This is a genomic window from Marinobacter sp. F3R08, assembly GCF_018860425.1.
GTDB lineage: Bacteria > Pseudomonadota > Gammaproteobacteria > Pseudomonadales > Oleiphilaceae > Marinobacter.
In genome coordinates this window covers 456,092-481,101 of record NZ_JAHKPI010000020.1, presented here as the reverse complement: position 1 = coordinate 481,101, position 25,010 = coordinate 456,092, and the positions used below count along the sequence as shown (strand labels likewise).

General features: G+C 57.2%; 22 protein-coding genes. 15 read left to right on the top strand and 7 right to left on the bottom strand.

Annotated elements, in window-relative coordinates; genetic code table 11:
- Positions 1–7 precede the first annotated feature (7 nt).
- Positions 8–1,672 carry a long-chain fatty acid--CoA ligase gene (locus KO499_RS14525; protein WP_215984471.1) on the top strand — a complete coding sequence of 555 codons (1,665 nt, stop codon included), beginning with the start codon at positions 8–10 and terminating at the stop codon, positions 1,670–1,672.
- 86 nt (positions 1,673–1,758) lie between these two features.
- Here KO499_RS14525 and KO499_RS14520 read toward each other — a convergent pair whose 3' ends face one another.
- From KO499_RS14520 to KO499_RS14505, 4 genes are read right to left on the bottom strand one after another with little or no spacing between them, the layout of a single operon-like run.
- Positions 1,759–2,217, bottom strand: a complete 459-nt coding sequence (locus tag KO499_RS14520; protein ID WP_215984470.1) for a MaoC family dehydratase — start codon at positions 2,215–2,217, stop codon at positions 1,759–1,761.
- A 22-nt stretch (positions 2,218–2,239) separates the two neighbouring features.
- Entirely contained in the window at positions 2,240–2,998 is a 759-nt protein-coding gene (locus KO499_RS14515) for a class II aldolase/adducin family protein (protein WP_215984469.1), read from the bottom strand.
- 35 nt (positions 2,999–3,033) lie between these two features.
- Positions 3,034–4,170 carry an acyl-CoA dehydrogenase family protein gene (locus tag KO499_RS14510; protein ID WP_215984468.1) on the bottom strand — a complete coding sequence of 379 codons (1,137 nt, stop codon included), beginning with the start codon at positions 4,168–4,170 and terminating at the stop codon, positions 3,034–3,036.
- Positions 4,171–4,180: 10 nt separating this feature from the next.
- Positions 4,181–5,377, bottom strand: a complete 1,197-nt coding sequence (locus tag KO499_RS14505; protein ID WP_215984467.1) for an acyl-CoA dehydrogenase family protein — start codon at positions 5,375–5,377, stop codon at positions 4,181–4,183.
- 301 nt (positions 5,378–5,678) lie between these two features.
- Between KO499_RS14505 and KO499_RS14500 the strand changes: the two genes are divergently transcribed.
- The 5 genes from KO499_RS14500 (at position 5,679) to oadA (ending at position 10,454) form a co-directional block, all read left to right on the top strand.
- Positions 5,679–5,999 carry a hypothetical protein gene (locus KO499_RS14500; protein WP_215984466.1) on the top strand — a complete coding sequence of 107 codons (321 nt, stop codon included), beginning with the start codon at positions 5,679–5,681 and terminating at the stop codon, positions 5,997–5,999.
- Between the two features lie 72 nt (positions 6,000–6,071).
- Complete coding sequence (locus KO499_RS14495; protein ID WP_215984465.1) at positions 6,072–6,671, top strand: hypothetical protein; 600 nt, start codon at positions 6,072–6,074, stop codon at positions 6,669–6,671.
- 143 nt (positions 6,672–6,814) lie between these two features.
- The gene (locus tag KO499_RS14490) at positions 6,815–7,126 is read left to right on the top strand and encodes a hypothetical protein (RefSeq protein ID WP_215984464.1); all 312 of its coding nucleotides are present in this window, start codon (positions 6,815–6,817) and stop codon (positions 7,124–7,126) included.
- Between the two features lie 82 nt (positions 7,127–7,208).
- Positions 7,209–8,630 (top strand): acetyl-CoA carboxylase biotin carboxylase subunit, encoded by a 1,422-nt coding sequence (locus KO499_RS14485; protein WP_215984463.1) that lies wholly within the window; start codon positions 7,209–7,211, stop codon positions 8,628–8,630.
- A gap of 21 nt (positions 8,631–8,651) precedes the next feature.
- Positions 8,652–10,454 (top strand): sodium-extruding oxaloacetate decarboxylase subunit alpha, encoded by a 1,803-nt coding sequence (oadA, locus tag KO499_RS14480; protein ID WP_215984462.1) that lies wholly within the window; start codon positions 8,652–8,654, stop codon positions 10,452–10,454.
- A 75-nt stretch (positions 10,455–10,529) separates the two neighbouring features.
- Here oadA and KO499_RS14475 read toward each other — a convergent pair whose 3' ends face one another.
- Positions 10,530–11,699: an acyl-CoA dehydrogenase gene (locus KO499_RS14475; protein ID WP_215984461.1), complete on the bottom strand. Its 1,170-nt coding sequence runs from the start codon at positions 11,697–11,699 to the stop codon at positions 10,530–10,532.
- A gap of 183 nt (positions 11,700–11,882) precedes the next feature.
- On the opposite strand from KO499_RS14475, the gene KO499_RS14470 reads away from it, so the two are divergent.
- Positions 11,883–13,244, top strand: a complete 1,362-nt coding sequence (locus tag KO499_RS14470; protein WP_215984460.1) for a hypothetical protein — start codon at positions 11,883–11,885, stop codon at positions 13,242–13,244.
- 23 nt (positions 13,245–13,267) lie between these two features.
- Here KO499_RS14470 and KO499_RS14465 read toward each other — a convergent pair whose 3' ends face one another.
- Complete coding sequence (locus KO499_RS14465) at positions 13,268–14,197, bottom strand: 2-hydroxyacid dehydrogenase (protein ID WP_215984459.1); 930 nt, start codon at positions 14,195–14,197, stop codon at positions 13,268–13,270.
- 276 nt (positions 14,198–14,473) lie between these two features.
- Here KO499_RS14465 and KO499_RS14460 point away from each other — a divergent pair, with 276 nt between their 5' ends.
- From KO499_RS14460 to KO499_RS14445, 4 genes are all read left to right on the top strand, one after another.
- Positions 14,474–15,298 carry an IclR family transcriptional regulator gene (locus tag KO499_RS14460; RefSeq protein ID WP_215984458.1) on the top strand — a complete coding sequence of 275 codons (825 nt, stop codon included), beginning with the start codon at positions 14,474–14,476 and terminating at the stop codon, positions 15,296–15,298.
- Between the two features lie 164 nt (positions 15,299–15,462).
- Entirely contained in the window at positions 15,463–17,556 is a 2,094-nt protein-coding gene (locus KO499_RS14455; protein WP_215984457.1) for a 3-hydroxyacyl-CoA dehydrogenase NAD-binding domain-containing protein, read from the top strand.
- 126 nt (positions 17,557–17,682) lie between these two features.
- Positions 17,683–18,867 carry an acetyl-CoA C-acyltransferase gene (locus KO499_RS14450; RefSeq protein ID WP_215984456.1) on the top strand — a complete coding sequence of 395 codons (1,185 nt, stop codon included), beginning with the start codon at positions 17,683–17,685 and terminating at the stop codon, positions 18,865–18,867.
- Between the two features lie 49 nt (positions 18,868–18,916).
- Positions 18,917–20,332, top strand: a complete 1,416-nt coding sequence (locus KO499_RS14445; RefSeq protein ID WP_215984455.1) for an aldehyde dehydrogenase family protein — start codon at positions 18,917–18,919, stop codon at positions 20,330–20,332.
- A gap of 31 nt (positions 20,333–20,363) precedes the next feature.
- On the opposite strand, the gene KO499_RS14440 is transcribed toward KO499_RS14445, so the two are convergent.
- The gene (locus KO499_RS14440) at positions 20,364–20,945 is read right to left on the bottom strand and encodes a QsdR family transcriptional regulator (RefSeq protein WP_215984454.1); all 582 of its coding nucleotides are present in this window, start codon (positions 20,943–20,945) and stop codon (positions 20,364–20,366) included.
- Between the two features lie 206 nt (positions 20,946–21,151).
- Between KO499_RS14440 and KO499_RS14435 the strand changes: the two genes are divergently transcribed.
- The 4 genes from KO499_RS14435 (at position 21,152) to msrB (ending at position 25,004) form a co-directional block, all read left to right on the top strand.
- A complete protein-coding gene (locus tag KO499_RS14435; protein WP_215984453.1) occupies positions 21,152–21,484 on the top strand; it encodes a hypothetical protein in 333 nt (110 codons plus the stop codon).
- Positions 21,485–21,510: 26 nt separating this feature from the next.
- Positions 21,511–22,212: a response regulator transcription factor gene (locus KO499_RS14430; RefSeq protein WP_215984452.1), complete on the top strand. Its 702-nt coding sequence runs from the start codon at positions 21,511–21,513 to the stop codon at positions 22,210–22,212.
- Positions 22,213–22,214: 2 nt separating this feature from the next.
- Positions 22,215–23,705 (top strand): ATP-binding protein, encoded by a 1,491-nt coding sequence (locus KO499_RS14425; protein WP_215984451.1) that lies wholly within the window; start codon positions 22,215–22,217, stop codon positions 23,703–23,705.
- An 87-nt stretch (positions 23,706–23,792) separates the two neighbouring features.
- On the top strand, positions 23,793–25,004 hold the full coding sequence (msrB, locus tag KO499_RS14420; protein ID WP_215984450.1) for a peptide-methionine (R)-S-oxide reductase MsrB: 1,212 nt from the start codon (positions 23,793–23,795) through the stop codon (positions 25,002–25,004).
- Positions 25,005–25,010 lie beyond the last annotated feature (6 nt).

Genomic DNA, 25,010 nt, shown 5'->3' with positions numbered 1-25,010 from the left:
CACAATAATGACATTTACCCGCCATCACGCCGTTTGGCCAAGAGAGCTGCCCAAAAGTCTGCAGCTTCCCCAGACCAGTGTGTTTACCAACCTGGAAATTTCGGCGCGACGTTATCCGGACCAGACCGCCATTATTTTCTACGATGCGCCTGTGACTTACCGTCAATTGTTCGATGAAGTTGAGATCATGGCCGGTTATTTGCAGTCCAGGGGAGTGCAAAAAGGCGATCGGGTGATGCTCTTCATGCAGAACTCGCCCCAGTATGTGATCGCCTATTACGCCATTTTGCGTGCCGATGCGGTTGTGATTCCGGTCAATCCGATGAACAGGGCTGCCGAACTGGAACACTTCATTGCCGATACCGGCGCCAGCGTCTGCCTGGCGGGCCAGGAACTGGTCGATTTTATCAGCCCGTTGTTGGAGACCACCGATCTCAACCATATTGTGGTGGCGTCCTATAACACGTACATCGCTCCGGATACTGATCTGGATTTGCCGGCCGAAGTGGCTGCTCCTCCATGGACGAGCGAGACGGAAGGTATGGTGAGCTGGGAGCACGCACTGGCACAGGCTTATGCGCCCTCTGCCCACACAGCCGGTCCTGAAGATCTCTCGGTGATTCCCTACAGCTCCGGTACGACCGGGGCGCCCAAGGGCTGCGTGCATACGCATCGCAGCCTGATGGCAACAGCTGTGCACCGGGCCTTCTGGAATCTGAGTACCGCCAATACGGTTCAGCTTGCAACCCTGCCGTTCTTCCATGTCACCGGCATGACCGGTTCCATGAACAGCCCGATATACAGTGCTTCCACGTCGGTGATCATGACCCGCTGGGACCGCACTACGGCCGCGCGTCTGATTGAACGATACAAAGTGACTGCCTGGGCCAACATAGTCACCATGGCGGTGGACTTCCTGTCCAACCCGGACATTGGACAGTATGACCTGAGCAGCCTGACCACCATCGGAGGTGGTGGCGCAGCCATGCCCGAGGCGGTCGCGGCCAAGCTCAAGGCCATGACCGGGCTGGACTACATTGAAGGTTATGGCTTGTCCGAAACCATGGCCGCGACCCACATCAACCCCTCGAATCGCCCGAAGCCCCAGTGCCTGGGTATCCCGGTGTTTGATGTTGATAGCCGGATCATAGATGTCGAAACCCTGGAGGAAAAAGGTCCCGGAGAGACGGGTGAAATTGTCTCCAACGGTCCTCAGGTGACGATTGGGTATTGGAAACGTCCCGCAGAAACCGAAGCGGCGTTCGTGGAGATTGATGGCAAGCGCTTTTTCCGCACCGGTGATCTGGGTTACTACGATGAAGAGGGTTATTTCTTCATGGTGGACCGGGTAAAACGGATGATTAATGCATCCGGCTTCAAGGTCTGGCCCTCAGAGGTTGAAGGTATGATGTACCGTCACCCCGGTATCCACGAAGTCTGCGTTATTTCCTCTCCGGACCCCAAGCGCGGTGAGACGGTGAAAGCCTGTATCGTACTGACCCCAGAGGCGGACAACCTCTCCGCAGACGACATCATCACCTGGTGCAAGTCGCAGATGGCGGCCTACAAGATTCCTGCGCTGATTGATTTTGTTGATCAGCTGCCGAAGTCGCCCACCGGCAAACTGATGTGGCGGGCGCTGCAGGAAGAGGAGTGGAAGGCCAAGGCGTGAAAGGTGGCTTGCCCGGCGTTCAGAAGGAGTGCCGGGCAAGCGGCTCTGGTTGTGGATGCTATCCGGGAAGACGAACGGTGCGACGGTTATCCCCGCACATACATGACCAGATTCTCTGCCACACAGGCGGGTTTTTCTTCGCCGAGGATTTCCACAGTTGTGCGGTAGGTTGCCAGTGTGCGCTGGTCGTCTACGTGGGAAATATTCAGAAGCTCCATTTTACTTCGGACCTGTGAGCCGGATGTTACCGCGGCCGGGAAGCGTAATTTGTTCAGGCCATAATTGATGCTGGCACTTTTGCCGAGCACGTTAATGACGTGCTGGTTCAGCAAGGGCATCAATGATGCGGTCAGATAACCATGGGCCACCGTGGTTTTCCAGGGTGACTCACGTTTTGCCCGCTCCAGGTCCAGATGAATCCACTGGTGGTCACCAGTGGCATCGGCAAATGCCTGAATCATCTCCTGGGTAATGGTTTTCCAGGGGCTGTAGCCAATCACCGATAGCGTGTGTTGCTCCAGGTCCTTCAACTCTACGGTCAGCATTGTTGTGCTCCTGACAGAAAATTCAGACCGCGTAGCCCGGATTCTTGCTGTCCAGGAGCCGAACCAGTGCCGGCCAGGTGAGGGCTGAGGCACTGCCCAGAGCCTGAGACTGATCCGCCGTGGTCTGGATGGCCTGTTGTGATGGGAGATGAGTGGGGCCGCAGCTTTGCGCCTTGACCTGGATCTCGCAGGATTTCATCAGGAAATACAGGAAGGTGAATGTTTCCGGCACATCCTTGCCAACCGTCAATACGCCATGATTTCGCAACATCATCATGGACTTGTTGCCAAGATCGCGAATCAACCGTTCCCGTTCATCCAGATTGAGAGCGACACCTTCGTAATCGTGGTAACTCAGGTGACTGAGGCAGAGCATGGCGGTCTGGCTCAGGGGCAGCAAGCCGTCCCGATGGGCGGATACGGCCACACCGTCCGCCGCATGCAAGTGCATCACCGAGCCGGCGTCTTCACGCCCCATATGAACGGCACTGTGAATGGTGAAACCAGCCGGGTTAACCCGGCTCAGACCACCGGAATCGACGACCTCGCCATCCTGATCTACCTTCACCAGGGAGGAGGCCGTGATTTCATGGAACAGAAGGCCATAGGGATTGATCAGGAAATGATGCTCCGGCCCGGGCACCCGTGCTGAAAGATGCGTGAACACCAGGTCATCCCAGCCGAACAGAGCCACCAGCCGGTACGCGGCTGCCAGCTCAGTACGAACATTCCATTCGGCTTTTTTAAGGTCTTGTTCAGTCGGCGCTTCGATTGTTGTCATTGTTATACCTCAAGTCCCCGGGATCACGGTTGCGGCTACTGAAGCCGCGCCGCGTATTGTTCAAGATGAAATTCGTCGTCGCCAAGCTGGTGATTGATCATCACCAGACGTTTCGCGTAATGGGCGAAGTTGTATTCCCAGGTCATGCCGATTCCGCCATGGGACTGGATGCCCTGCTCGGAAATGAACTGGCCACTGCGACCAATCACGTTCTTGGCGGCGGCCAGAATCTGGCGGCGCTCGTCGCTCTGGGGTTCGTCGGCAACGCTTGCCGCGAGAATCGCCATCGAGCGGGCCTGTTCAAGTTCCGACATCATGTCCACCATACGGTGTTGCAGTACCTGGAACCTGCCGATGGGCACCCCAAACTGCTTGCGCTGTTTCAGGTACTCCAGCGTCAGGTCACACGCAACTTCCATGGCACCAACAGCTTCGCCACACAAAGCGGCGATGGCGCGTCCGGCCTGATACTCGATCACTTCTGCGGCCTTGCCCTCTTCACCCAGCAGAGCGTCTGCGTTCAGCTTGACGTTGTCCAGCGACAGGTCACAGCCTTTGGAGCCATCAATGGTTGGGTAGATGCGGCGGTTCAGCCCCTCGGTATCGGCGCTGACCAGGAACAGGCTGATGCCTTCGGCATCGCGGCTGTCGCCTGAGGTCCGGGCAGATACGACCAGGACATCGGCACAGTGGCCGCCGATGACCACGGCCTTGTGACCGTTCAGAACGTAGCCGTCACCAGACCGCTCGGCCCGGGTCGCGACATCGTTCAGATTGTAGAAGCTCTGGGCCTCCTGCAGACCCACGGCAGCGCGCACTTCTCCGCTGGCGATGCCGCCCAGCCACTGTTCGTGCTGGCGGGCGTTGCCGGCCTGGCTGATCAGACCACCACCGAGTACCACGGACTGCAGATAAGGCTCTATACACAGACCGCGACCCAGTTCGGTCATGACACTCTGCACTTCAACGCCAGTGCCGCCAAAGCCACCGAGCTCCTCCGGGAAGGGCACGGCAGTCAGGCCCAGCTCACCGAGTTGTTTCCAGAAGTCTGCGCTGAAGCCAAGTTCGGATTGGCTGTACTCCAGGCGTTTTTCAAAACTGTATTCACCGCGCACCAGACGGGCCACGGTGTCCTGCAGCATCTGCTGCTCTTCATTGAGTCGGAAATCCATGGTTGTCTCCTTAAAGCCCGAGAATCATCTTCGACACGATATTTTTCTGGATCTCGTTGGATCCGCCGAAAATCGACAGCTTGCGGTTGTTGAAGTACTGGGCTGCCAGCGGTGCGGCGTTCTCGTCAGAAAGGAAGTCACCCTGGTAGTCCAGGTCCAGCTCCTCTTCCACGAACGGAATGGCGTAGGGACCAATCGCCCGACGCGCCAGATCGTTGATCGTCTGGCGGATTTCGGTGCCACGGACTTTCAGCATTGAGCTTTCGGCGCCGGGCATGCCGCCGCCTTCCACGGAGGCAACAATGCGCAGGTTGCTGATGGCGGCTGCCATCAGGTCAATCTCCACCTGGGCAATGCGCTGACTGAACGAGGCATCCTCAAGCAGCGGACGGCCATTCTTGATCCGGCGACCGGCCAGTTCCTTGAGATGTTGCAGAGCGGCCCTGGAAATGCCGATACCGGCCAGACCGGTGCGTTCGTAGGTCAGCAGATACTTGGCATAGGTCCAGCCCTTGTCTTCTTCGCCGACCAGGTTTTCAACAGGGACTTTGACGTCCTCGAAGAACACCTCGTTCACCTCATGTTCACCGTCCAGTGTGATGATGGGGCGGACGGTAATGCCTGGGGTATTCATGTCGATCAGCAGGAAGGAAATGCCCTCCTGGGCTTTCACTTCGGTATTGGTGCGCACCAGGCAGAAAATCATGTTGGCGTGCTGACCCAGGGTGGTCCAGGTTTTCTGGCCATTGACGATGTAATGATCACCCTCACGAACGGCACGGGTCTTCAGAGAGGCAAGGTCAGAGCCTGCACCCGGCTCGGAGTACCCCTGGCACCACCAGTCTTCGCCGCTGAGGATTCGTGGCAGGTAGGTTTGTTTTTGTTGCTCATTACCGAACTTGATGATGACCGGTGCCACCATATTTACGCCAAAGGGAACCGACCGCGGCACGCCATAGCGACAGGACTCTTCATCCCAGATATGTTTCTGAACGGGTGTCCAGCTCACGCCGCCATAGGCTTCTGGCCAATGGGTGGCATACCAGCCCTGTTCGCTCAGGATCTTCTGCCAACGCTGAAGGTCTTCTCTGGACAGACGTCGGAAGCCCTTCACCTTCGCAGCAAGATCTGCGGGCAGTTTCTTATCAAGGAACGCGCGGACCTCGTCACGGAAGGCAAGTTCCTCGGCGGTGTAGTTCAAGTTCATGGAAAACCTCTCTTGCTCAAAAGCGAAAACGTATACCGCATAGCAGAATATCCCCATGTTCCGAGATGAGGGTGGTGTCTGTCAATATATTTGCAAAAATGTATACCGCTAGGCGGAATTGAGGGGCTTCAGATCAGGATTTTCAGGTTGTGGCCGGGGATAGCTGACTGTCCCGGTGCCTGTTTGCAGGTCGTCGAGGCACATTGCGTGGTTTTAACGTGGGTTTGAGTTTGCATTGGGCCCAAAAGCCTATATGTTTGTAACAGACGAGCCGTTCAGATAACGACAGCAGACCTTGCATATGCCGAGTTATTCCATCAACAGAAGTACTCTGAAGATCAGCCTCATGGCTGTGCTGATCACCGGTCTGTTTTTGGTATTTCTTAACGGATCGTCCCATCCGGTCCTTGATCCCCAGTTTGACGATCACTTTACTCCGAGCCTCATTTCAGTTGACGGAGATTCTTCCTCGCCGGATGAATTCGTCTCGATCACCTCGCCCTTTCTGCATCCCAGTGTGGATTTTCAGGGCGTATTCTCGGCCAGCCTCGATTTTATTCAGCCGCCGCTCAGGCTGCTGAGCTACCCGGTATTGCCCCAGGGTCCCCCCGGCCTCGCCTGATTCTGACAAATACAGACAGCCCCTGTTTGCACAGGGCGCTCCAACCTGAATTCAGATTTACGAGGATTACACATGAACAGTGTATTCAATGCATTGCCAGTACAGGATCTGGCTCGTACCGGTGCGATACCAACTGCCAAACCACTGTCCCATATTGGAAGCGAAGACTCTGCCGTGCACCTTCTGACGGACTTTTCCGAACACAGATTATCTGTCCTGAGCTCTGATATGTCGGTCTCTGAAGCGAGGCTCTGGCTGAAACTCGCCGATACCTCCTTCAAGGTGGTCGAGAACCAGGCGGGCGACTGTCTGGGTATTCTGGCCATCGAAGATGTAAACGGTGAGAAGGCGATGAGTGTGGCCAACCGACAGGGTGTGTCCCTGAAGGATGTGAGGGTTCGGGACATCATGCGCCCGATCAGCGATCTGCCGGCGATACATTATCGCGATCTGCGGGCCGCAACAGTGGGAGACCTTGTCACTACGTTCCGTGAGGTTCGGGAGAGGTATCTCCTGGTGCTGGACGATGACCGGCATCAGCCGTCGCGTTCCTACCTCCGGGGCCTGGTGTGTGCCGAGCAGCTATTGCAACGACTGGATATGTCGATCGACCTGGGACACCGGGCGACCAAGTTCTACGAGATTGTCCATGTCGTGAATGGCGGCTTCTAGGCTGAGTGACGGCTCCGGTGTCGATCCGACACCGGAGCCATTTTCATCGAAAAAACCGATGCTTTTCTCCTAAAAAACCGTATTGAATTGGTGCGGTAATCACGTGACACTCTCTGCGACTTTCGTCATATCAAAGGACGCCCATGCAGGACGCCCACACATATTGCCGGATCCAGGGGTTACGCCTCGTTTTCATTCTGGCACTGGGCCTGGTTTCATTGCCCAGCCATTCCGCAGACACTGCGTCAGCCTCTCTTTTCTGTGAGTCGGCTTCCTGCCTGATTTTTCCGGATGTGACCAGCGATGGTGGTCCGGAGGGGGGCGTTTCCGATGGCAGCCACCTGCGGGACATTATCCTGCATCCAGACAGTATCCTTGCTGACAGTCGGGGCTTCTCCGGTCAGGTGCCCTGCGCCAGCTTTCCGGTGATGCCGCAGGCGCCGCCTCTTACCTGAGTGCAACAACCCTGAGGGGCGTGTCCGCCTTCTCGAACCAACCTTTCGATTCAATCGACTTCCATCACCTGGAGGATTATCCATGGCTATACGGAAGCTGCTGATCGCCAATCGCGGAGAAATAGCGGTCAGGATTGCCCGGGCCTGCAGCGAGCTGGGTATACGCTCGGTCGCCATTCATTCGGAAGCTGACGAGTATTCCCTGCACGTCAAGAAAGCCGATGAAGCCTATCAGATCAGTAAGGATCCCCTTTCGGGATACCTGAACCCTCATCATATTGTGAATATGGCGGTGGAAACCGGCTGCGATGCCTTGCACCCCGGCTATGGTTTCCTGTCCGAGAACGCCGAGCTTGCGGCCATTTGCGAACAGCGCGGCATTACCTTCGTCGGGCCCTCAGCCAAGGCCATTTCATCCATGGGCGACAAGACCCAGGCCCGGCAAACGGCGCTGGCCGCAGGCGTGCCGGTTACCCCGGGCTCGGAGGGGAACCTTGAAGATGTCGAGGATGCCGTCGGCCAGGCCGCCGACATTGGCTATCCGGTGATGCTGAAAGCCACGTCCGGTGGCGGCGGACGCGGTATCCGCCGGTGTGATAACGAGAAAGAGCTGCGCCAGAACTACGAACGGGTGATCTCCGAGGCCACCAAGGCGTTCGGCAGCGCCGAAGTGTTCCTGGAGAAGTGCATCATCGAGCCCCGTCACATTGAGGTTCAGATTCTCGCCGATACCCATGGCAACGTTGTGCACCTCTATGAGCGGGACTGCTCGATTCAGCGCCGTAACCAGAAGCTGATCGAACTGGCGCCGTCACCACAGCTCCAGGAGAGCCAGCGGGAGTATATCGGCGACCTCGCCAAGCGTGTGGCCAGGCAGTGTGGGTACGTCAATGCCGGTACCGTGGAATTCCTGCTGGATCACGATGGCAGCTTCTACTTCATGGAAATGAACACCCGCGTGCAGGTGGAGCACACCATCACCGAAGAAATCACCGGTGTCGATATCATCAAGGCCCAGATCCGCATTGCTGGCGGAGAGCCGCTGGGCCTGACCCAGGAAGAGATCAGTTACCGGGGATTTGCCGCCCAGTTCCGGATCAATGCCGAGGATCCGAAGAACGGCTTTTTGCCAAGTTTTGGCCGGATCAGTCGCTATTATTCGGCCGGCGGCCCCGGTGTTCGCACCGATGCCAACATGTACACCGGTTACGAGATCCCGCCCTACTACGATTCCATGTGCGCCAAGCTGATTGTCTGGGCCATGGACTGGGAGGAGTTGATCGCTCGATCCCGCCGCGCGCTCGGTGACATGGGCATCTACGGTGTCCAGACCACCATTCCTTACTACAAGCAGATTCTGGAGCACCCGGATTTCCAGGCCGCTGATTTCAATACAGGCTTTGTGGAGCGTAATCCGAAGCTGCTCGAGTACAGCACCAAGACCCGCCCTGAATCCATCGCTACTGCCATCGCCGCTGCTATTGCAGCCCAGGCGGGCCTGTAAAAGACACGTGGAGAGATCCCAATGACCAAGCGCAAGATACAAATTACTGACGTTATCCTCAGGGACGCTCATCAGTCACTGATTGCCACCCGATTGCGTACGGAGGACATGCTTCCGGCCTGTGAGTGGCTGGACCAGGCCGGCTACTGGTCCCTGGAGTGCTGGGGCGGAGCCACCTTTGATGCCTGTGTACGCTTCCTGAAAGAAGATCCCTGGGAGCGTCTGCGCACCCTGCGCAAGGCGTTGCCCAATACCCGTCTGCAGATGCTGTTGCGGGGTCAGAACCTGCTGGGTTACCGCCATTACGGCGACGATGTGGTTGAAGCGTTTGTGGCCAAGGCGGCTGAGAATGGCATGGACGTATTCCGGGTATTTGATGCGCTGAATGACGTGCGCAATCTGGAAACCAGCATCAGGGCCGTCAAGAAAGCCGGCAAGCATGCCCAGGGCACCATCTGCTACACCGTCAGCCCGGTGCACAATACCGATGCCTACCTGGAACAGGCCAAAGCCATGGCGGAGATGGGCGCTGACAGCATCGCCATCAAGGATATGGCCGGGCTGCTGACGCCGGCGGTAACCGCCGAACTGGTCGGCAAGCTGAAACAATCACTGGATCTGCCGGTATTCCTGCATTCCCACGCCACGTCCGGTATGGCGCCCATGTGCCAGTGGGCTGCGATGGAAGCGGGTGTTGATCATATCGATACCGCGCTGTCGGCCTTCGCCGGCGGGACCAGCCATCCGCCCACAGAGTCCCTGGTTGCGGCGCTGCACGATGCCGGTTTCGAGACCGGGCTGAATCTGGAGCTTCTGGACAAGGCCACCCGCCACTTCCGGGAAGTCCGCAAGAAGTACCACCAGTTCGAAAGTGCCTATAACGGGGTCGATACCTCAGTGCTGTTATCGCAGGTGCCCGGCGGCATGATGTCTAACCTTGCCAATCAACTGAAGGAGCAGGGTGCACTGGATCGCATCCAGGATGTGTTCGAGGAGATTCCCCGGGTTCGCAAGGACCTTGGTTTCCCGCCTCTGGTTACGCCTACCTCGCAGATTGTAGGCACTCAGGCCGTGATTAATGTCCTGGCGGGCAAGCGCTATGAGTCCGTCACCAATGAGGTCAAGAAATACCTTCAGGGCTGGTATGGCAAGGCCCCCGCCGCCGTGGACAAGGACCTGCAGCGTCGCGCGGTGGGCAAGGAAGAGCTGGTGGATGAGCGTCCGGCTAACCTGATTCCCCGGGAACTCGACGAACTGCGCAAACAGGTCGGGGAACTGGCGACCTGTGAAGAGGATGTGTTGACCTACGCCATGTTCCCGGATCAGGCCCGCGCCTACCTGGAGCAGCGCCGTGACGGCACCTTGCAGCCCGAACCGCTGGAGCCTATCCCGACCGGTCAGTCGGCCGGCAGTGTGGCCACCAGGTTCAAGATCAGCGTTCACGGTGAGAGCTACGACATTCATGTGACCGGCGCCAACCCTTCAGGCGAAAACGAACGTCGCTTCTATATGACCGTTGATGGCGTTCCTGAAGAAATCCACCTGGCGTCCCTGGGTGAGGATGGCGAGGGTGGCTCCCGATCAAGTGGCGGCCGCGCCATTGCCTCCAGAGAGGGGCATGTAACGACCAGCATGCCGGGCAATATTGTGGATGTTCTGGTCAGGGAAGGTGACGAGGTTCAGGCCGGTGATCCGGTGCTGATTATTGAAGCCATGAAGATGGAGACCGAGGTCAAAGCCACGATCGCCGGCACGGTCACAGGCGTCTTCATTGCCAAGGGCGACCGGGTAGCGCCGGGAGAGGTGTTGGTGGAGGTCGACTAAAGCCGCGAGCCTCTGAAATAAAAAGCCTCTCGGACCGAGGGGCTTTTTTTCAGCTCAAGGTTCCACGCTGATTGGTCAGCTGAACGCTGCAATACCGGTCTGACCGCGGCCGAGGATCAGGGCGTGGACATCGTGAGTGCCTTCGTAGGTGTTCACGGCTTCAAGGTTCATCACATGACGGATCACGTGGTACTCGTCGGCAATGCCGTTGCCACCGTGCATGTCGCGGGCAACCCGGGCGATGTCCAGTGCCTTGCCACAGTTGTTCCGTTTAAGCAGAGAAATCGCATCCGGAGTCACTGTGCCGGCATCCATCATGCGTCCCAGTTGCAGCACCGCTTGCAGGCCGATGGTAATCTCGGTCTGCATGTCGACCAGCTTTTTCTGGATCAGCTGATTGGCAGCCAGAGGCCTGCCGAACTGTGAGCGCTCCAGGGTGTAGTTGCGGGCAGCATGCCAGCAGAACTCGGCGGCTCCGAGAGCGCCCCAGCTGATGCCGAAGCGTGCTTTGTTCAGGCAGCTGAACGGGCCCTTCAGACCTTCCACGTTCAGGTGATTTTCTTCAGGAACGAACACCTCATCCATAAAAATGGAACCGGTTTCGGATGCCCGCAGGGAGAATTTGCCCTCGATCTTCGGAGTATCAAGGCCCTTTGATCCTTCACGCTCGATAACGAAACCGTTCACCTTGCCATCCAGTTTCGCCCAGACCACGCAGACGTCGGCAATCGGGGCATTGGTGATCCAGGTTTTGGATCCGCTCAACAGATAGCCACCGTCGACCTTTTTCGCGCGAGTTTCCATGCCGCCGGGATCGGAGCCGTGGTTGGGTTCGGTCAGGCCAAAGCAGCCCACGTATTCACCGGACGCCAGCTTGGGCAGGATACGTTTCTTCATCGCTTCCTGACCGTAGGAATAGATCGGATACATGACCAGAGAGGACTGAACACTGAGGGCGGAGCGGTAGGCCGAGTCTACCCGTTCCACCTCCCGGGCAATCAGACCGTAGCAGACATGGTTCAGACCGGGGCCGCCGTATTCCTCCGGCAGGGTGGCACCCAGCATGCCGAGCTCTCCCATCTGGTTAAAGAGGGTGCGATCGAACCGTTCGTGCCGGTTGGCCTCGGTGATGCCGGGCATTAACTGTTCATCACAGAAGCTGCGGATGCTGTCACGTACCTGACGCTCGGTTTCGTCCAGTTGGGTGTCAAAGCCCAGCAGATCATTCCAGGGTGCGGAAGCCATTTTGTGTTCTCCTGAACGCGAATATCGGGAGTCCGGTTATAGGGAGGCCGGACTAAATTGTGCTATCTTTGTGTTAACGGTGTTTCATTAAGCGAAACAGAGTTTTGTAATTGAGTGTTGGAAGACTAATCTGGGTGTGATGGAAATGCAAGCAGTGTCGGAAACCGGCCAGGGGCCTTTGGTATGAGTGACATACTCAAGTGGCTTGTCTCCCTGGCAGTGGTTACAGAGTTGGTGGCGATCTGCCTTGGGCACAGGGAACTGAGCGCCCTGGCGGGCGTTATGTTTGTCTGTGCTTTTGTGGCTGGTGCCGGTCGCCTTCAGGTATACGCCCGAACGCTTCTGGCAATTGCCCTGATTGTGGCGGCTGGTCTTGCCTGGCGTGGACTTCTGGATGCCGGGCATGTGCTGAAAGCGGCATCGGATGCGGCGTTCTACGCTGCGTTTCTGGGTAGTCTGGGCATGATGCAGTGCCTCGTGCGCCGATTCGAGGTGTTGCTCCGGATTCACGATGTGCTGCTTGGTGGCAAGCCCGCCCTGCTGTATCCCAAGTACGCCCTGGTCAGTTGTGGCGTGGCATCGGTTCTGAGTTTCGGGATGATGAATCTGCTGTGCGGAAGTCTTGCTGAGACCCTGCGCGAGCGGGGGATTACCGGTGAATCACGCCTGCAGTGGTTGCGCAGTGTTCTGATCAGTGCGCTCAGGGGATTTGCCCTAGTGCCTCTGGTGGCGCCAACCAGTGTGGCTGTCGCTATTCTTACCCGGGAATTGCCACAGTTGAGCTGGTCGCAACTGCTGCCATTCGGTCTGGTTGCGGCGCTTTTGATGGTGTTGATTGGCTGGATGCTGGAACAGCGCCGGTTCCGCGAGATCAGTAGCGAGCGTATTGCTGTCGAAGGCTGGCTGCCGGGCACCGGACGCCTGATGGTTCTTATTCTGTTGGTCTTCATAATGATGGCGGTCCTGGTGGCGACTACCGGCATCAAGGTGTCCGTGGCCGCTATGCTGGCCGTGCCGACGGTGACGTTGGCTTACATGCTATGGCAGGCGAGGAGTGTTTTGCCGGTCGTTCAGGAAGGCGCCGGCCAGATCTGGACCATGCAGAATGAAATGGCCATTTTCGCCGCTTCTGCGATCCTTGGCGTGGCTCTGTCTGCGGTCATTCCGGCCAATGCCCTGGCGGGCCTGGTTGTTACCGGCAGTGGTGTTTTCCTGGTCGCGGTCGTCGGTATGCTGATGATGCCGATGTTCTCCATGATCGGCGTCATACCCATCACCGTTCTGAGTGTTCAGGCGGGTCTGTTGCCACAACTGGTGGCCGATGGCATGAACCTTTTACCGGTTGCAGTTGCCCTGGTGATCGGTTTTTCCCTGGCGATGATGCTCTCGCCCCTGGGGCCTTCGGTTATGCTGCTATCCCGGTTCGGGCAGATATCCCGCTGGGTCGTGGCGTTTCATTGGAATGGCCTGTTTGCACTGATCACGCTGCCGGTGTTGTTGATTCTGACGGCACTGGTGGCCTGGCTGGCACCGGGGCTGTCCTGACCGGTGCCACAGGCATCGGACGCTCAGTAACCCCGATTGATATCGACGACCCCGGAAATGGCTTGTCCGGCGGCATGATCGCGGATCTTGCCGGTAATCTGTTCAATGGTGGCATCGCGCAAGGTCCGGGCCGAGATGTGAGGCGTGATGGTGATTTCCTGTCGTTGCCAGAATGGATGCGCCTCGGGCAAGGGTTCCTTTCTGAACACGTCCAGAGACGCCCTGTGCAGTATGCCTTCGTCCAGCGCACGAAGCAGGTCGTCTTCAACCAGATGCTCACCCCGGCCAACGTTGATCAGCACAGCGCCGGGCTGGAGTTGGCTCAATAACTCGTAATTGATGATGTCTCGGGTCTCATCGGTCAGAGGCAGGGTGTTAACCAGAACCCGGGTAGACGGCAGAAAGTCGCACAGTTGCTCCGGACCGGCATAGGTGCTTACCCCTTCCAGGCGCCGCGGTGTGCGTGCCCAGCCACTCACCTGATAATCCAGATCGGCGAGAGTACGTGCCACCCGAGTGCCAATATGGCCCAGGCCCATCACACCCACCGGCCACTCACTGCGCTTGATCGGGCGATGGATTTTCCAGACTCCCGTTCGCTGCTGTTCCCGGTAGGTTTCCATCTCGCGGCTGGCTTCCAGCAGCTGGTGTAGCACGTACTCCGCCATCTGCACCGCCATGCCGGCATCTTCCAGCCGCACGACCGTAAGGTGTTCCGGCAGGTTGGCAACGTTGAGCAGGCCGTCAATGCCGGCACCCAGATTGAACACCGCTTTCAGGTGTTTTTCCCGCTCAAACAGCGCTGCCGGTGGTTGCCACACAATGGCGTAGTCTGCATCAACGGCGGGTCCGTCAGGATCCCAGACGAAAATTTCTGCAGAGGGTAACTGCTGCTTGATAGGCACCGTCCAGCGTTCCGGCTTGGGGTCGCCTGCCACAAAAAGAATCTTCATTTTGCCTCCGGGGATCGCCACAGGGGGCGTTGGCTGTTAACGTGTTTTGCAATGCAGAACAAAATATCGGTAATACTGGTTAAAGTTGGTATCAGGTACCGCCATGCGAATCCTGCTTCGAATCATAAGCGAGAAGTGTTTCATATTTGGTACGAATTTTGAAAAGACTTTCTGGTACTTGATTTCTGCAGCGATTAAAATGATGCATCATTGACTATTCATCAGATTAATACACCGGTTACCACAGCGGGCGACGGGGTTGGAGGACGTCCCATTATGGCAGGAAAGAAGCAGATTTCACCGGAACTGACAGCAGCATCCAGTGACGGTGAGCCCGTAAAGCCGGAAAAAGACCGAAAATTCGTTGAGGCGCTGTCCCGTGGTCTGGATGTACTTCGCGCTTTCAGCCAGGGCTCGGTAATTCTGGGCAACCAGGATATTGCCCGGATCACAGGGCTGCCCAAGCCGACGGTGTCGCGGATGACCTATACCCTCACCAAGCTCGGGTACCTGAGCTACAACACCCAGCTGGAGAAATATCAGTTGAGTTCCGGGGTACTGGCGCTGGGGTATGCCTATGTGTCCAACCTCAAGGTGCGCCAGCTGGCCAAGCCCTACATGGACGAGTTTGCCCGCCAGACCAACATGTCAGTGGGGCTCACCTGCCGGGATCGCTTGCACATGATCTATGTGGAAAACCGCCTGCCACCGGAAGCGTCCCTGTTGCGCATGGACATCGGCCTGAAGCTTCCCATGGCCACAACCTCAGCCGGTCGCGCCTATTATTGCGCAATCAGCGGCAGGGCCCGTCAGGTGATTGATGATGCGATGGCCGCCAAATATGGCGATGCCTGGCCGGAGAAAAAGGCCGGTCTTGATCAGGCCATGAAAGATTACAAAGAGCATGGCTTCTGCCTGTCCATCGGCGAGTGGGACCGGAATATCAATTCTGCCGGTGTGCCTATCCATTTGCAGGACGGCACCATCATGGCCCTGACCTGTGCGGCACCGTCCTACCTGGTCCCCGTTGAAAAGCTTCGCGGTTCCATTGCCCACCAGCTGGCCATGCTGGCGGGAGACATCGAGTCACTGGGTGTCTGATACCGTGCGTTAACGAAAGGGTGAATCCAGAACCGCAGAGGAACCTCTGCGGTTTTTTTATGCCTGTAGTTTAACGAGTGGTTGAAACCGCAACGCAACTTGTATTAAATCGTAAGCATGTTTCGCTAGTTAAAATTATATTCCGGAAAATGCGAGGAGGAATCATGTCTGAGGTCGTTCGTTATAACCGAGAAGGAAATGTCGGCGTTATTACTGTGGATTATCCGCCGGTGAATGCTCTCGGTCAGGCGGTTCGTTCCGGCCTGCTCGCAGCCCTGGAGCAGGGCCAGAAGGATTCAGAGGCCAGGGCCTTGCTGCTGGTGTGCGACGGGCGCACATTCATTGCCGGTGCCGACATCCGCGAGTTCGGCAAACCCATGCAGGAGCCCACGCTGCCGACCCTGGTAAATACCTTTGAAAGCAGTGACAAGCCACTGATTGCCGCGATTCATGGTACCGCCCTGGGCGGGGGGCTGGAAACTGCGTTGAGCTGTCATTACCGGGTTGCGCTCAGCAGCGCGAAGGTGGGGCTGCCCGAAGTGAAACTGGGGCTGCTGCCTGGGGCAGGCGGAACCCAGCGACTACCGCGCCTGGTCGGCGCTCTGAAAGCCCTGGAAATGATCACTACCGGTGACTTCGTTGGCGCCCGGGATGCGTTGACCCTCGGTATTCTCGATGCGGTTGAAGACGGTGACGATATCCGTGCCGCAGGTCTAGCCTATGCCCGGAAGGTGGTTGATGAGGGCAAACCGGTACGCCGGGTTCGGGATATCACCGATAAGATTGCTGCAGGCAAGGGCAGCGACGTTTTTGAGCAATTCCGGGAACATCTCAATAAACGCGCCCGGGGCCTGTTCTCGCCCTTTAAATGTGTCGATGCCGTTGAGGCTGCTTTCAACCTGCCGTTCGATGAGGGTATGAAGCGCGAACGGGCACTGTTCATGGAATGTATGGAATCTCCGCAACGCGCCGGTCTGATCCATTCGTTCTTCGGCGAACGGGAGGTTTCCAAGGTCAAGGGTCTGCCCAAGGAAACGCCGGTTCGTGATGTGAAGAGCGTCGGCATCATTGGTGCCGGCACGATGGGCGGTGGGATTGCCATGAATTTCGTTAACGTGGGCATTCCGGTCACCATCGTCGAGGTACAGCAGGAAGCCCTGGACAAGGGTCTGGCTATCATCCGCCGCAACTATGAGAACTCCGCGAAGAAGGGCAAGCTGACTCAGGCGCAGGTGGAGCAGCGCATGGAGCTGATCACCCCGAGCCTGACCTATGATGATTTCCGGGATGTTGATCTTGTGATCGAAGCTGTGTTCGAAAACATGGCCATCAAGAAGGAAATTTTTGCCAGGCTGGATGAGGTGTGCAAGCCGGGTGCGATTCTGGCGTCCAATACCTCAACCCTGGATATCGACGAGATTGCCTCTGCCACCAAGCGACCGGAAGACGTGGTTGGTATGCACTTCTTCAGCCCCGCAAACGTGATGAAGCTGCTTGAGAACGTCCGGGGCAGCAAGACCTCCGACGAGGTCAAAGCCACGGTGATGGCGGTCGCCAAGAAGATCAGGAAGGTGGGTGTCATGGTAGGCAACTGCTATGGCTTTGTCGGTAACCGGATGCTGCACAAGCGCGGCACCGAAGCCATGTCCCTGGTGGATGAGGGGGCCACTCCGCAACAGGTCGACCGGGTGTTAACCGATCTCGGGTTCCCCATGGGCCAGTTCGCAATGTCCGATCTGGCAGGTATTGATGTGGGCTATCGCATCCGGGAAGAGCGGCGTAAGAGTGGCGAAGATGTTCCTGCCAGCTGGATGGACAAGCTCGCGGAACAGGGTCGCCTTGGTCAGAAGACTCAGGCCGGCGTATACCGCTATGAAGAAGGCAGCCGCAAGCCGATTCCGGATCCGGGGGTGGAGCAGCTGATCGAGCAGTTCCGCAAGGAGCAGGGCATCACACCCCGGGAGATCACCGATCAGGAGATCCTCGAGCGCTGCATGTATGTGATGGTCAATGAGGGTGCCAAGATCCTCGAGGAAGGTATTGCTGATCGCCCACTGGATATCGACATTGTCTGGATTTACGGCTATGGCTTCCCGGCCTACCACGGCGGCCCCATGTTCTGGGCCGATCAGGAAGGTCTGGACACCATTCTCACTGCGGTGAAGAGGTATCAGCAAAGCGTCGGTGGCGAGCAGTGGGAGCCGGCGCCTTTGCTTGAGAAGCTGATTGCCGATGGTCGCAGATTCGCTGACCTGTAACGTCATGGGCAGGCCCCGGGCCGGGCTTGCCCCAGTGCTGCAGGCCTTTAGTTTGCAGGTCAATTCGATGTCGGGTGACGGCCTCGCCTAACCCGATCTACATGTTCCAAAATTGAGGACATTGTTATGTCTGAAGCCGTTATTGTCTCAACCGCTCGTACCGGACTGGGTAAATCCTACCGGGGTTCGTTGAACAACACTCACAGTGTCGATCTGGCGGGTCATGTCATTAAACACGCCGTTGAACGTGCGGGGATTGATCCGTCCATTGTTGAAGATGTCATTATGGGTGCGGCCTTTCAGGAGGGCGCCCAGGGCCGGAATATTGCCCGGTTGGCAGCCATTCGCGCGGGTCTTCCGGTAACCACTGCCGGCTTCTCCATCAACCGGTTCTGCAGCTCGGGTCTGCAGTCGATCGCTCTGGCCGCTCAGCGGGTTGTGTCCGAGAAGGTTCCGGCCATGGTGGCGGGAGGCGTCGAGTCCATTTCTCTGGTGCAGAACGAGAAGATCAACAGCTTTCATGCCACTAACGAATGGCTGATGAAGAACAAGCCGGAACTGTATCTTTCAATGATCGAGACGGCGGATGTTGTGGCCAGGCGTTACAACGTCAGTCGTGAAGCCCAGGATGAATACTCCCTGATCTCCCAGCAGCGCACGGCGGCGGCTCAGCAAGCCGGCAGGTTTGATGATGAAATCGTTCCTTTCGATGCCACCATGCTGGTAAAAGACAAGGAAACCGGTGAGGTCAGTGAGAAGCAGGTGACCCTGACAGGTGACGAATGCAATCGTCCGACCACCACATCTGAAGGTCTGGCGGGTCTCGAGCCGGTGCGTGGGCCGGATCAGTTCATCACCGCTGGCAATGCCAGCCAGTTGTCGGATGGTGCCTCTGTGTGCACGGTGATGAACAGCACCTACGCCGAGAAGCACAACATCGAACCCATGGGGATCTTCCGTGGATTCGCGGTAGCCGGTTGTGAGCCGGATGAGATGGGCATCGGCCCGGTTTTCGCGGTACCTCGGCTTCTGGAAAGGGCCGGCCTGACCATGGACGACATTGATCTGTGGGAGCTTAACGAAGCCTTTGCGTCGCAAGTGGTGTACTGTCGTGACCGTCTCGGCATTCCCATGGAGAAGCTGAATGTGAACGGTGGTTCCATTTCCATCGGTCATCCCTTTGGTGTGACTGGCTCCCGTCAAACGGGTCATGCTCTGATTGAGGGCAAGCGTCGTGGTGCGAAGTACGTGGTGATCACGATGTGCATTGGCGGTGGACAAGGTGCCGCCGGCCTGTTTGAAGTAGTGTGAGGCCGGCAAGAACGCCGATGGCGTTATCGTATTTGATGAAGGGGGAAGCATGAACGAGCTGAACAGGAATTACATCAACGGCCAGTGGGTTACCTGGTCCGGTGACATGATCGACGTTCACGAAGCCGGCACTGGCGACGTGATTGCGCGGGTGCCTGCCTCTGGTGCGTCAGAGATGGAGCAGGCGATTGCGGCGGCGGACGCAGCGTTTGAGGCGTGGGCTGAAAGCCCGCTGGAAGAACGTATCAAGGTGCTGGAGCAGTTGCACAAGGGCCTGAAAGAGCGCCAGCCGGAAATTGCCGAGACCGTCTGCCGGGAAGTGGGCATGCCTATCAAACTGGCCACTCCGATTCAGGCCGGTATGCCGGCTGCGGTGACAAAGAGCTACCTCAAACTGTTGCCGGAGTTCGAATTTACCGAACAGTCCGGAAACTCCGAAGTGCAATATGCGCCGGTGGGTGTGGTTGGCTGCATTACTCCGTGGAACTACCCGCTGCACCAGGTGATCCTGAAGATTGTTCCGGCCATTGCGGCCGGTTGCACCGTGGTACTCAAACCCTCTGAAATCGCTCCCCAGACCGCGTTCATTCTTGCCGAGATTCTGGATGGCACCGACCTGCCGAAGGGTGTATTCAACATGGTGTGCGGTCTTGGTCAGACCGTGGGTGATACCCTGATCAAGCATCCGGATGTGCGCATGGTGTCCTTCACCGGCTCCACCCGCACAGGCAACCTAATCGCCCATGCCGCCGCGGACGATTTCAAGCGCATTGCCCTGGAAATGGGCGGAAAATCCGCCTCAGTCATTCTCCCGGATGCCGACCTGGCAAGTGCGGTCAAAGGTACGATCAACAACTGCTTGCTGAACTCCGGTCAGACCTGCACGGCGCTTACCCGTATGCTGGTCCCGGCAGACAGACACGACGAGGCCTGTGATCTGGCGGCTGCCGCGGTGGCCAAAATGACCCCCGGAAACCCGCTGGAAGAAACCACTCGCCTGGGCCCGCTGTCGTCGGCTCAGCAGCGCGACAAGGTTCTCGATTATATCAAGCTGGGCATCGAGGAAGGCGCCAGACTGGTTGCGGGAGGCCCGGAAGCACCCGACGGATGTGACAAGGGTTACTTCGTCAAGGCCACAGTGTTTGGCAACGTGAAGCCAGAAAGCCGCATCGCCCAGGAGGAGATCTTCGGGCCGGTTCTCTGCGTGATTCCTTACGAGGATGAAGCGCAAGCTGTTCAGATTGCCAACGGTACTCAATACGGCCTTTCAGGTGCGGTGTGGTCAGGCGATGATGCCAAGGCCAGGAAAGTCGCCAGTAAGCTGCGTACGGGTCAGGTATTCGTCAACGGTGGTGCGTTCAACCCCATGGCACCGTTCGGTGGCTTTGGCCACTCGGGTATTGGCCGCGAATTCGGGAAGTGGGGCCTTGAGGAGTTTCTGGAAATTCGCTCACTGCAGTTGTAAATGGTGACGGACTAGCCTGCCGGTTGGCGGGCTAGGCTTTTCCTCCGAGTAGAATCCGAACCGCCGTACAGGCATCCTCCAGCTCCGCGTCCCGGGGCTCCCGACCGCCGATAATGTCGCTGTACAGGCAGGATTCTGCCAGGCGAATCATGAAGTAGGACAGGCTGAAAATGTTCATCGGCGGTTTTATGTGCCCGGCAGACACCTGATCTTTGAGCATCCGGGTGTTGGTTTCCACAGTCCGGCTGTGCAGAATCGACTGGGACGAGGTGAGGATCTTCAAAGCGTATTCCGAGTCCTGGTTGATGAATCGTCGCAGCGGCTCGAAATGCAGGATGGAGGAGTTGGTGCGCCGGTAGACTCCGACAATATAGTCCACTCCCACGCCCGGCGTTTCCGCCAGCGCCTGTCGCCAAAGAGGCTCATAGAGAGACCAGAGGATCTCTCCGACCAGCAGATCCTTGTTACCCACCCAGCGAAACAGAGTAGCGCGGCCGATGCCGAGTTCATCAGCCAGCGGCGCCAGATGAATGCGTTCACCCTTCAGCCACATGCGACGTGCTCGCTTGAATGCGTCAGCGGGTGTTGCCCTGATTACGGTTTTGTCTGCCACTGAAACCTCGTGCCGGAATTTGCATTCATTTTAACGGGTAAACCCGGAGCCGGCTATCGACGCGGTTTAGCTGGCCTGTGATGGTTTTGTGAAGTTTCCGCCATACACTCTTTAAGTGTCCGTGATTCTCCCGTAAGCCCCGCTGTGCAAACTGTTTCAGAGGTCGGAACCGAGACCGGCCCTAATCAACTTACGGAGAGATCACTATGAAAAAGCTGAGCCAGGTATTTGCGATCACCATGCTGGGACTGATGGCGGCTTCCGTCACTGCCGATGAGATGAAGTCCTCGGATGATGGCATGAAAGAAGATGTCATGATGAAAGATAACATGACAGATAAGGCAATGTCGGATCACGGCATGGAAAAGGATGACATGTCAGGAGACATGGGGCACGGTATGAAGAAGGATGAAATGTCTCATGATATGAAGAAAGATGACATGTCTCATGGCTCTATGGATGGTGATGGGATGAGTGACATGAAGAAGGATGGCATGTCGATGAAAGACAGCGCCATGGAAGACAAGGATAAGATGTAGGCAGACCTTAACGGAGCCCTGTGCGCATGACGCGAACGGTATTGATTATCGAAGATAACCCCGGCATCGGCGAGCTGGTGCGCATGCAGGTGTCAGACCTGGGGATGAGTGCCATCCTTGTGGATCGGGGGGATACCGGTCTGGAGCGGTTCCGTGAGGGTGGCATCGATCTGGTAATTCTGGATCTGATGCTGCCCGGTCTGGATGGACTGGCGGTTTGTCGGGAGATACGGTCCTGCCGGGGCTATGTACCAGTGCTGATGCTGACGGCGAAGAGCACAGAGCTTGATCGGGTTCTGGGTCTGGAAATGGGTGCCGATGACTACCTGACCAAACCCTTCAGTGTGGCGGAACTGGCGGCACGCGTTAAAGCGCTGTTCCGGCGCGTGGATGCTTTGTCGCAAAGTGCCTCTGCAAGCGAGGACGCTGAAGAGGTTCAGGTGGGCGGGCTGCGCATTGATCCGGTTCGTCGCCGGGTATTTGTCGACGATCAGGAAGTGGAGCTCACCGCCCGTGAGTTTGATCTGCTCTGGCATTTCGTCTCTCATCGGGGACGGGTTTTCAGCCGGGCGCAATTGCTTGACGCTGTCTGGGGCTATAACCATGAAGGGTATGAGCATACGGTGAACACCCACATAAATCGCTTGCGCAACAAGATTGAGACTGATCCCTCCGACCCCGGGTATGTCCAGACGGTCTGGGGTGTCGGCTATCGGTTCATGGACTAATGATGACTCTGTCTGTGTTCCGAACGCTGTATGCCCGCCTGGCGATTGGTCTGTTTTTGCTGCTGTTGGTGGTGGGCGGATTGTTCACCTTTTTAAGCCTGGCCTCGGTGAGGGAGTATTCAGCGGCAGTAAATCAGCAGCTGAACCGGGATCTTGCCCTTAATCTGGTGTCTGATCGCAACCTGGTAACCGATGGAAAGCTCAACCGCGATGCCCTGAAACAGCTTTTCAAGCTGTATATGACGATCAATCCCAGCATAGAAATTTACCTTCTGGATACGGACGGCGATATCCTCTCCTATTCGGCTGACCCGAACAGGATCAAGCGTAACCGGGTGTCTCTGGAGCCCATTAAAACGTTGCTTGAAAGCCCCGAGCTCTACCCGTTACCCGGCGATGACCCCAGAAGCCATGACCGGCGCAAAGTCTTTTCGGTGACACCGGTACCGTCAGCGGACGAACCATCGGGATATCTCTACGTTGTTCTCCGGGGCGAAGAATACGACCTGGCGGAGAACATGGTGCACAGCAACCGGCTTTTGCAGATGGGGGCAGGCGCGCTGGCGGTCAGTTTGTTTGTTGGTCTGCTGGCGGGGCTTGTGTTCTTCCGGTTGCTGACACGCCGACTTTCACGTCTGACCGGGCAGGTGGAGTCATTCGAGCGCGAAATGTCCCCGGAGACGACCGCAGTAGTTGCCGGGAAGGGCGATGATATTGATTACCTGGCTGCCCGGTTTGATCAGATGGCACAGAGGATCGTTGCCCAGCTCGACCTTCTGAAGCAGAAGGATACGCAGCGCCGCCAGCTGGTTGCCCAGGTCTCCCACGATTTACGAACACCCCTGGCATCCGTTCAGGGTTACATTGAAGCGTTACGAATGAAGCAGGAAACGCTCGGTGCCGATGAGCGTGCCCGTTTTCTGGATGTGGCCCTTGCTGAAAGTCATCGGCTTGGTCGGCTGGTGGAGGAGCTGTTTGAACTGGCGGCACTGGACGCCCGTGAAAAGCAGCCGAAAGCGGAACCTTTTGTAATGGCCGAACTTCTGCACGATGTGGTGCAGAAGCATCAGCCGGAAGCCGAGCGTGCCGGCGTGGCTCTGTCGATTGTCTCCGTGGCGCCGCTCAGGGTGCTGGCAGACATCGCCATGACCGAGCGGGTGCTGGACAATCTGATCAGTAACGCCATCAGCCATTCCCCGACGGCTTCGGAGGTCACACTGAGTGTTACCGAAAGGGATGGAGGGGCCGAAATTACAGTGGCAGATGCGGGTCCCGGCATTGCCGAGAAAGACCTTGAGCATGTTTTCGAACCTTTCTACCAGGCCGCAGACGCTTCCCGCTCCGGGCACGTCGGGCTTGGTTTGGCCATTGCCCAGAGAATGGTTTCACTGCAGCAGGGACGACTCTGTGTGCGCAATGACAATGGCGCTGTATTCAATGTCTGGCTTCCACTGGCCGGCGCCAGCTCCGTGTCGGCCGGAAAAAATCCATAGCGTTATGAATTCGTAATATCTAATGAACGTTTTCGTGAATCCACGACGATAGGCTGTCGGTATGGAATCACGTAAAGGAGAAGTCTGATGAAACGTAATGTCCTGGGTCTGTTTTCTGCATTGGCACTGGTCTCCGCAGCCGGTCTTTATACGGCTCATGCGGCGGCAGAAAAGCCGGAATATGAGAAGAGTCGATTTGCACCGGATAACCCGGATCTGGCGGTGGCTACCTTTGCCGGTGGCTGTTTCTGGTGTGTCGAGGCCGGTTACGAAAAAATTCCCGGTGTCGTGGAGGCCGTCTCCGGCTACGCCGGTGGTGAAAAGAAGAACCCCAGCTATAAACAGGTCTCATCGGGGAAAACCGGTCATACCGAGGCTGTTCAGGTTTACTACGATCCTGAAAAAATGACCTATGAAGGGCTGGTTGCCGGGCTATGGCGGATGATGAATCCGACTGATCTGAACGGTCAGTTTGTTGATCGGGGACCACAGTACCGCCCAACGATCTTCTATCATAACTCCGAGCAGAAACGCATTGCAGAAGCCGCCAAGCAGGCGCTTGAGGCCTCTGGTGTTTATGACAAGCCGGTTCTGATTCCGATTGAACCGCTGGGGAGCTTCTACCCGGCTGAGGAATACCATCAGAACTATCACAAGACAAACCCGGTGCGCTATAAACTCTACACCTACAATTCTGGCCGCTACCAGTTTGTTGAGAAGGTGTATGGTGAAGATTACGAACTGGATTTCTCCCGCTTCCAGCAGGACGCCAGCGCGGCTGCCGGTGACGACATGATGTCCGGCGACCAGGGTGCCAAGGCGGAATCAGGGTCGATGGGGAATGGCTTTGATCCCGAGAGCTTTGAAAAGCCGGGTCATGATGTCCTGAAGCAGCGACTGAGCGACATGCAGTACGAGGTCACTCAGGAAGACGGCACCGAACCGGCGTTCAATAATCGCTACTGGGATAACAAGCAGCCCGGGCTCTATGTGGACATTGTTTCGGGCGAGCCGTTGTTCTCATCACGGGACAAGTACAAGTCCGGAACTGGCTGGCCCAGCTTTACCCGGCCCCTTACACCGGATGCCGTGGTTGAACATGAGGATAACTCGTTCTTCATGACCCGGACAGAGATCCGAAGCATCCACGCTGACTCGCATCTTGGCCATGTCTTTAACGACGGCCCCGCACCTACCGGACTGCGTTATTGTATGAACTCAGCGGCACTGAAGTTTATCCCGCTGGAGGAGATGGAAGAGGCCGGTTATGGCAACTGGATTTCCGAGGTGACGCCGTAATCCGGC

Bases quoted from the DNA above. Each gene is read 5' to 3' on its own strand.
- KO499_RS14525 (WP_215984471.1), top strand. From the start codon at position 8: ATGACATTTACCCGCCATCACGCCGTTTGGCCAAGAGAGCTGCCCAAA.
- KO499_RS14520 (WP_215984470.1), bottom strand. From the start codon at position 2,217: ATGCTGACCGTAGAGTTGAAGGACCTGGAGCAACACACGCTATCGGTG.
- KO499_RS14515 (WP_215984469.1), bottom strand. From the start codon at position 2,998: ATGACAACAATCGAAGCGCCGACTGAACAAGACCTTAAAAAAGCCGAA.
- KO499_RS14510 (WP_215984468.1), bottom strand. From the start codon at position 4,170: ATGGATTTCCGACTCAATGAAGAGCAGCAGATGCTGCAGGACACCGTG.
- KO499_RS14505 (WP_215984467.1), bottom strand. From the start codon at position 5,377: ATGAACTTGAACTACACCGCCGAGGAACTTGCCTTCCGTGACGAGGTC.
- KO499_RS14500 (WP_215984466.1), top strand. From the start codon at position 5,679: ATGCCGAGTTATTCCATCAACAGAAGTACTCTGAAGATCAGCCTCATG.
- KO499_RS14495 (WP_215984465.1), top strand. From the start codon at position 6,072: ATGAACAGTGTATTCAATGCATTGCCAGTACAGGATCTGGCTCGTACC.
- KO499_RS14490 (WP_215984464.1), top strand. From the start codon at position 6,815: ATGCAGGACGCCCACACATATTGCCGGATCCAGGGGTTACGCCTCGTT.
- KO499_RS14485 (WP_215984463.1), top strand. From the start codon at position 7,209: ATGGCTATACGGAAGCTGCTGATCGCCAATCGCGGAGAAATAGCGGTC.
- oadA (WP_215984462.1), top strand. From the start codon at position 8,652: ATGACCAAGCGCAAGATACAAATTACTGACGTTATCCTCAGGGACGCT.
- KO499_RS14475 (WP_215984461.1), bottom strand. From the start codon at position 11,699: ATGGCTTCCGCACCCTGGAATGATCTGCTGGGCTTTGACACCCAACTG.
- KO499_RS14470 (WP_215984460.1), top strand. From the start codon at position 11,883: ATGAGTGACATACTCAAGTGGCTTGTCTCCCTGGCAGTGGTTACAGAG.
- KO499_RS14465 (WP_215984459.1), bottom strand. From the start codon at position 14,197: ATGAAGATTCTTTTTGTGGCAGGCGACCCCAAGCCGGAACGCTGGACG.
- KO499_RS14460 (WP_215984458.1), top strand. From the start codon at position 14,474: ATGGCAGGAAAGAAGCAGATTTCACCGGAACTGACAGCAGCATCCAGT.
- KO499_RS14455 (WP_215984457.1), top strand. From the start codon at position 15,463: ATGTCTGAGGTCGTTCGTTATAACCGAGAAGGAAATGTCGGCGTTATT.
- KO499_RS14450 (WP_215984456.1), top strand. From the start codon at position 17,683: ATGTCTGAAGCCGTTATTGTCTCAACCGCTCGTACCGGACTGGGTAAA.
- KO499_RS14445 (WP_215984455.1), top strand. From the start codon at position 18,917: ATGAACGAGCTGAACAGGAATTACATCAACGGCCAGTGGGTTACCTGG.
- KO499_RS14435 (WP_215984453.1), top strand. From the start codon at position 21,152: ATGAAAAAGCTGAGCCAGGTATTTGCGATCACCATGCTGGGACTGATG.
- KO499_RS14430 (WP_215984452.1), top strand. From the start codon at position 21,511: ATGACGCGAACGGTATTGATTATCGAAGATAACCCCGGCATCGGCGAG.
- KO499_RS14425 (WP_215984451.1), top strand. From the start codon at position 22,215: ATGACTCTGTCTGTGTTCCGAACGCTGTATGCCCGCCTGGCGATTGGT.
- msrB (WP_215984450.1), top strand. From the start codon at position 23,793: ATGAAACGTAATGTCCTGGGTCTGTTTTCTGCATTGGCACTGGTCTCC.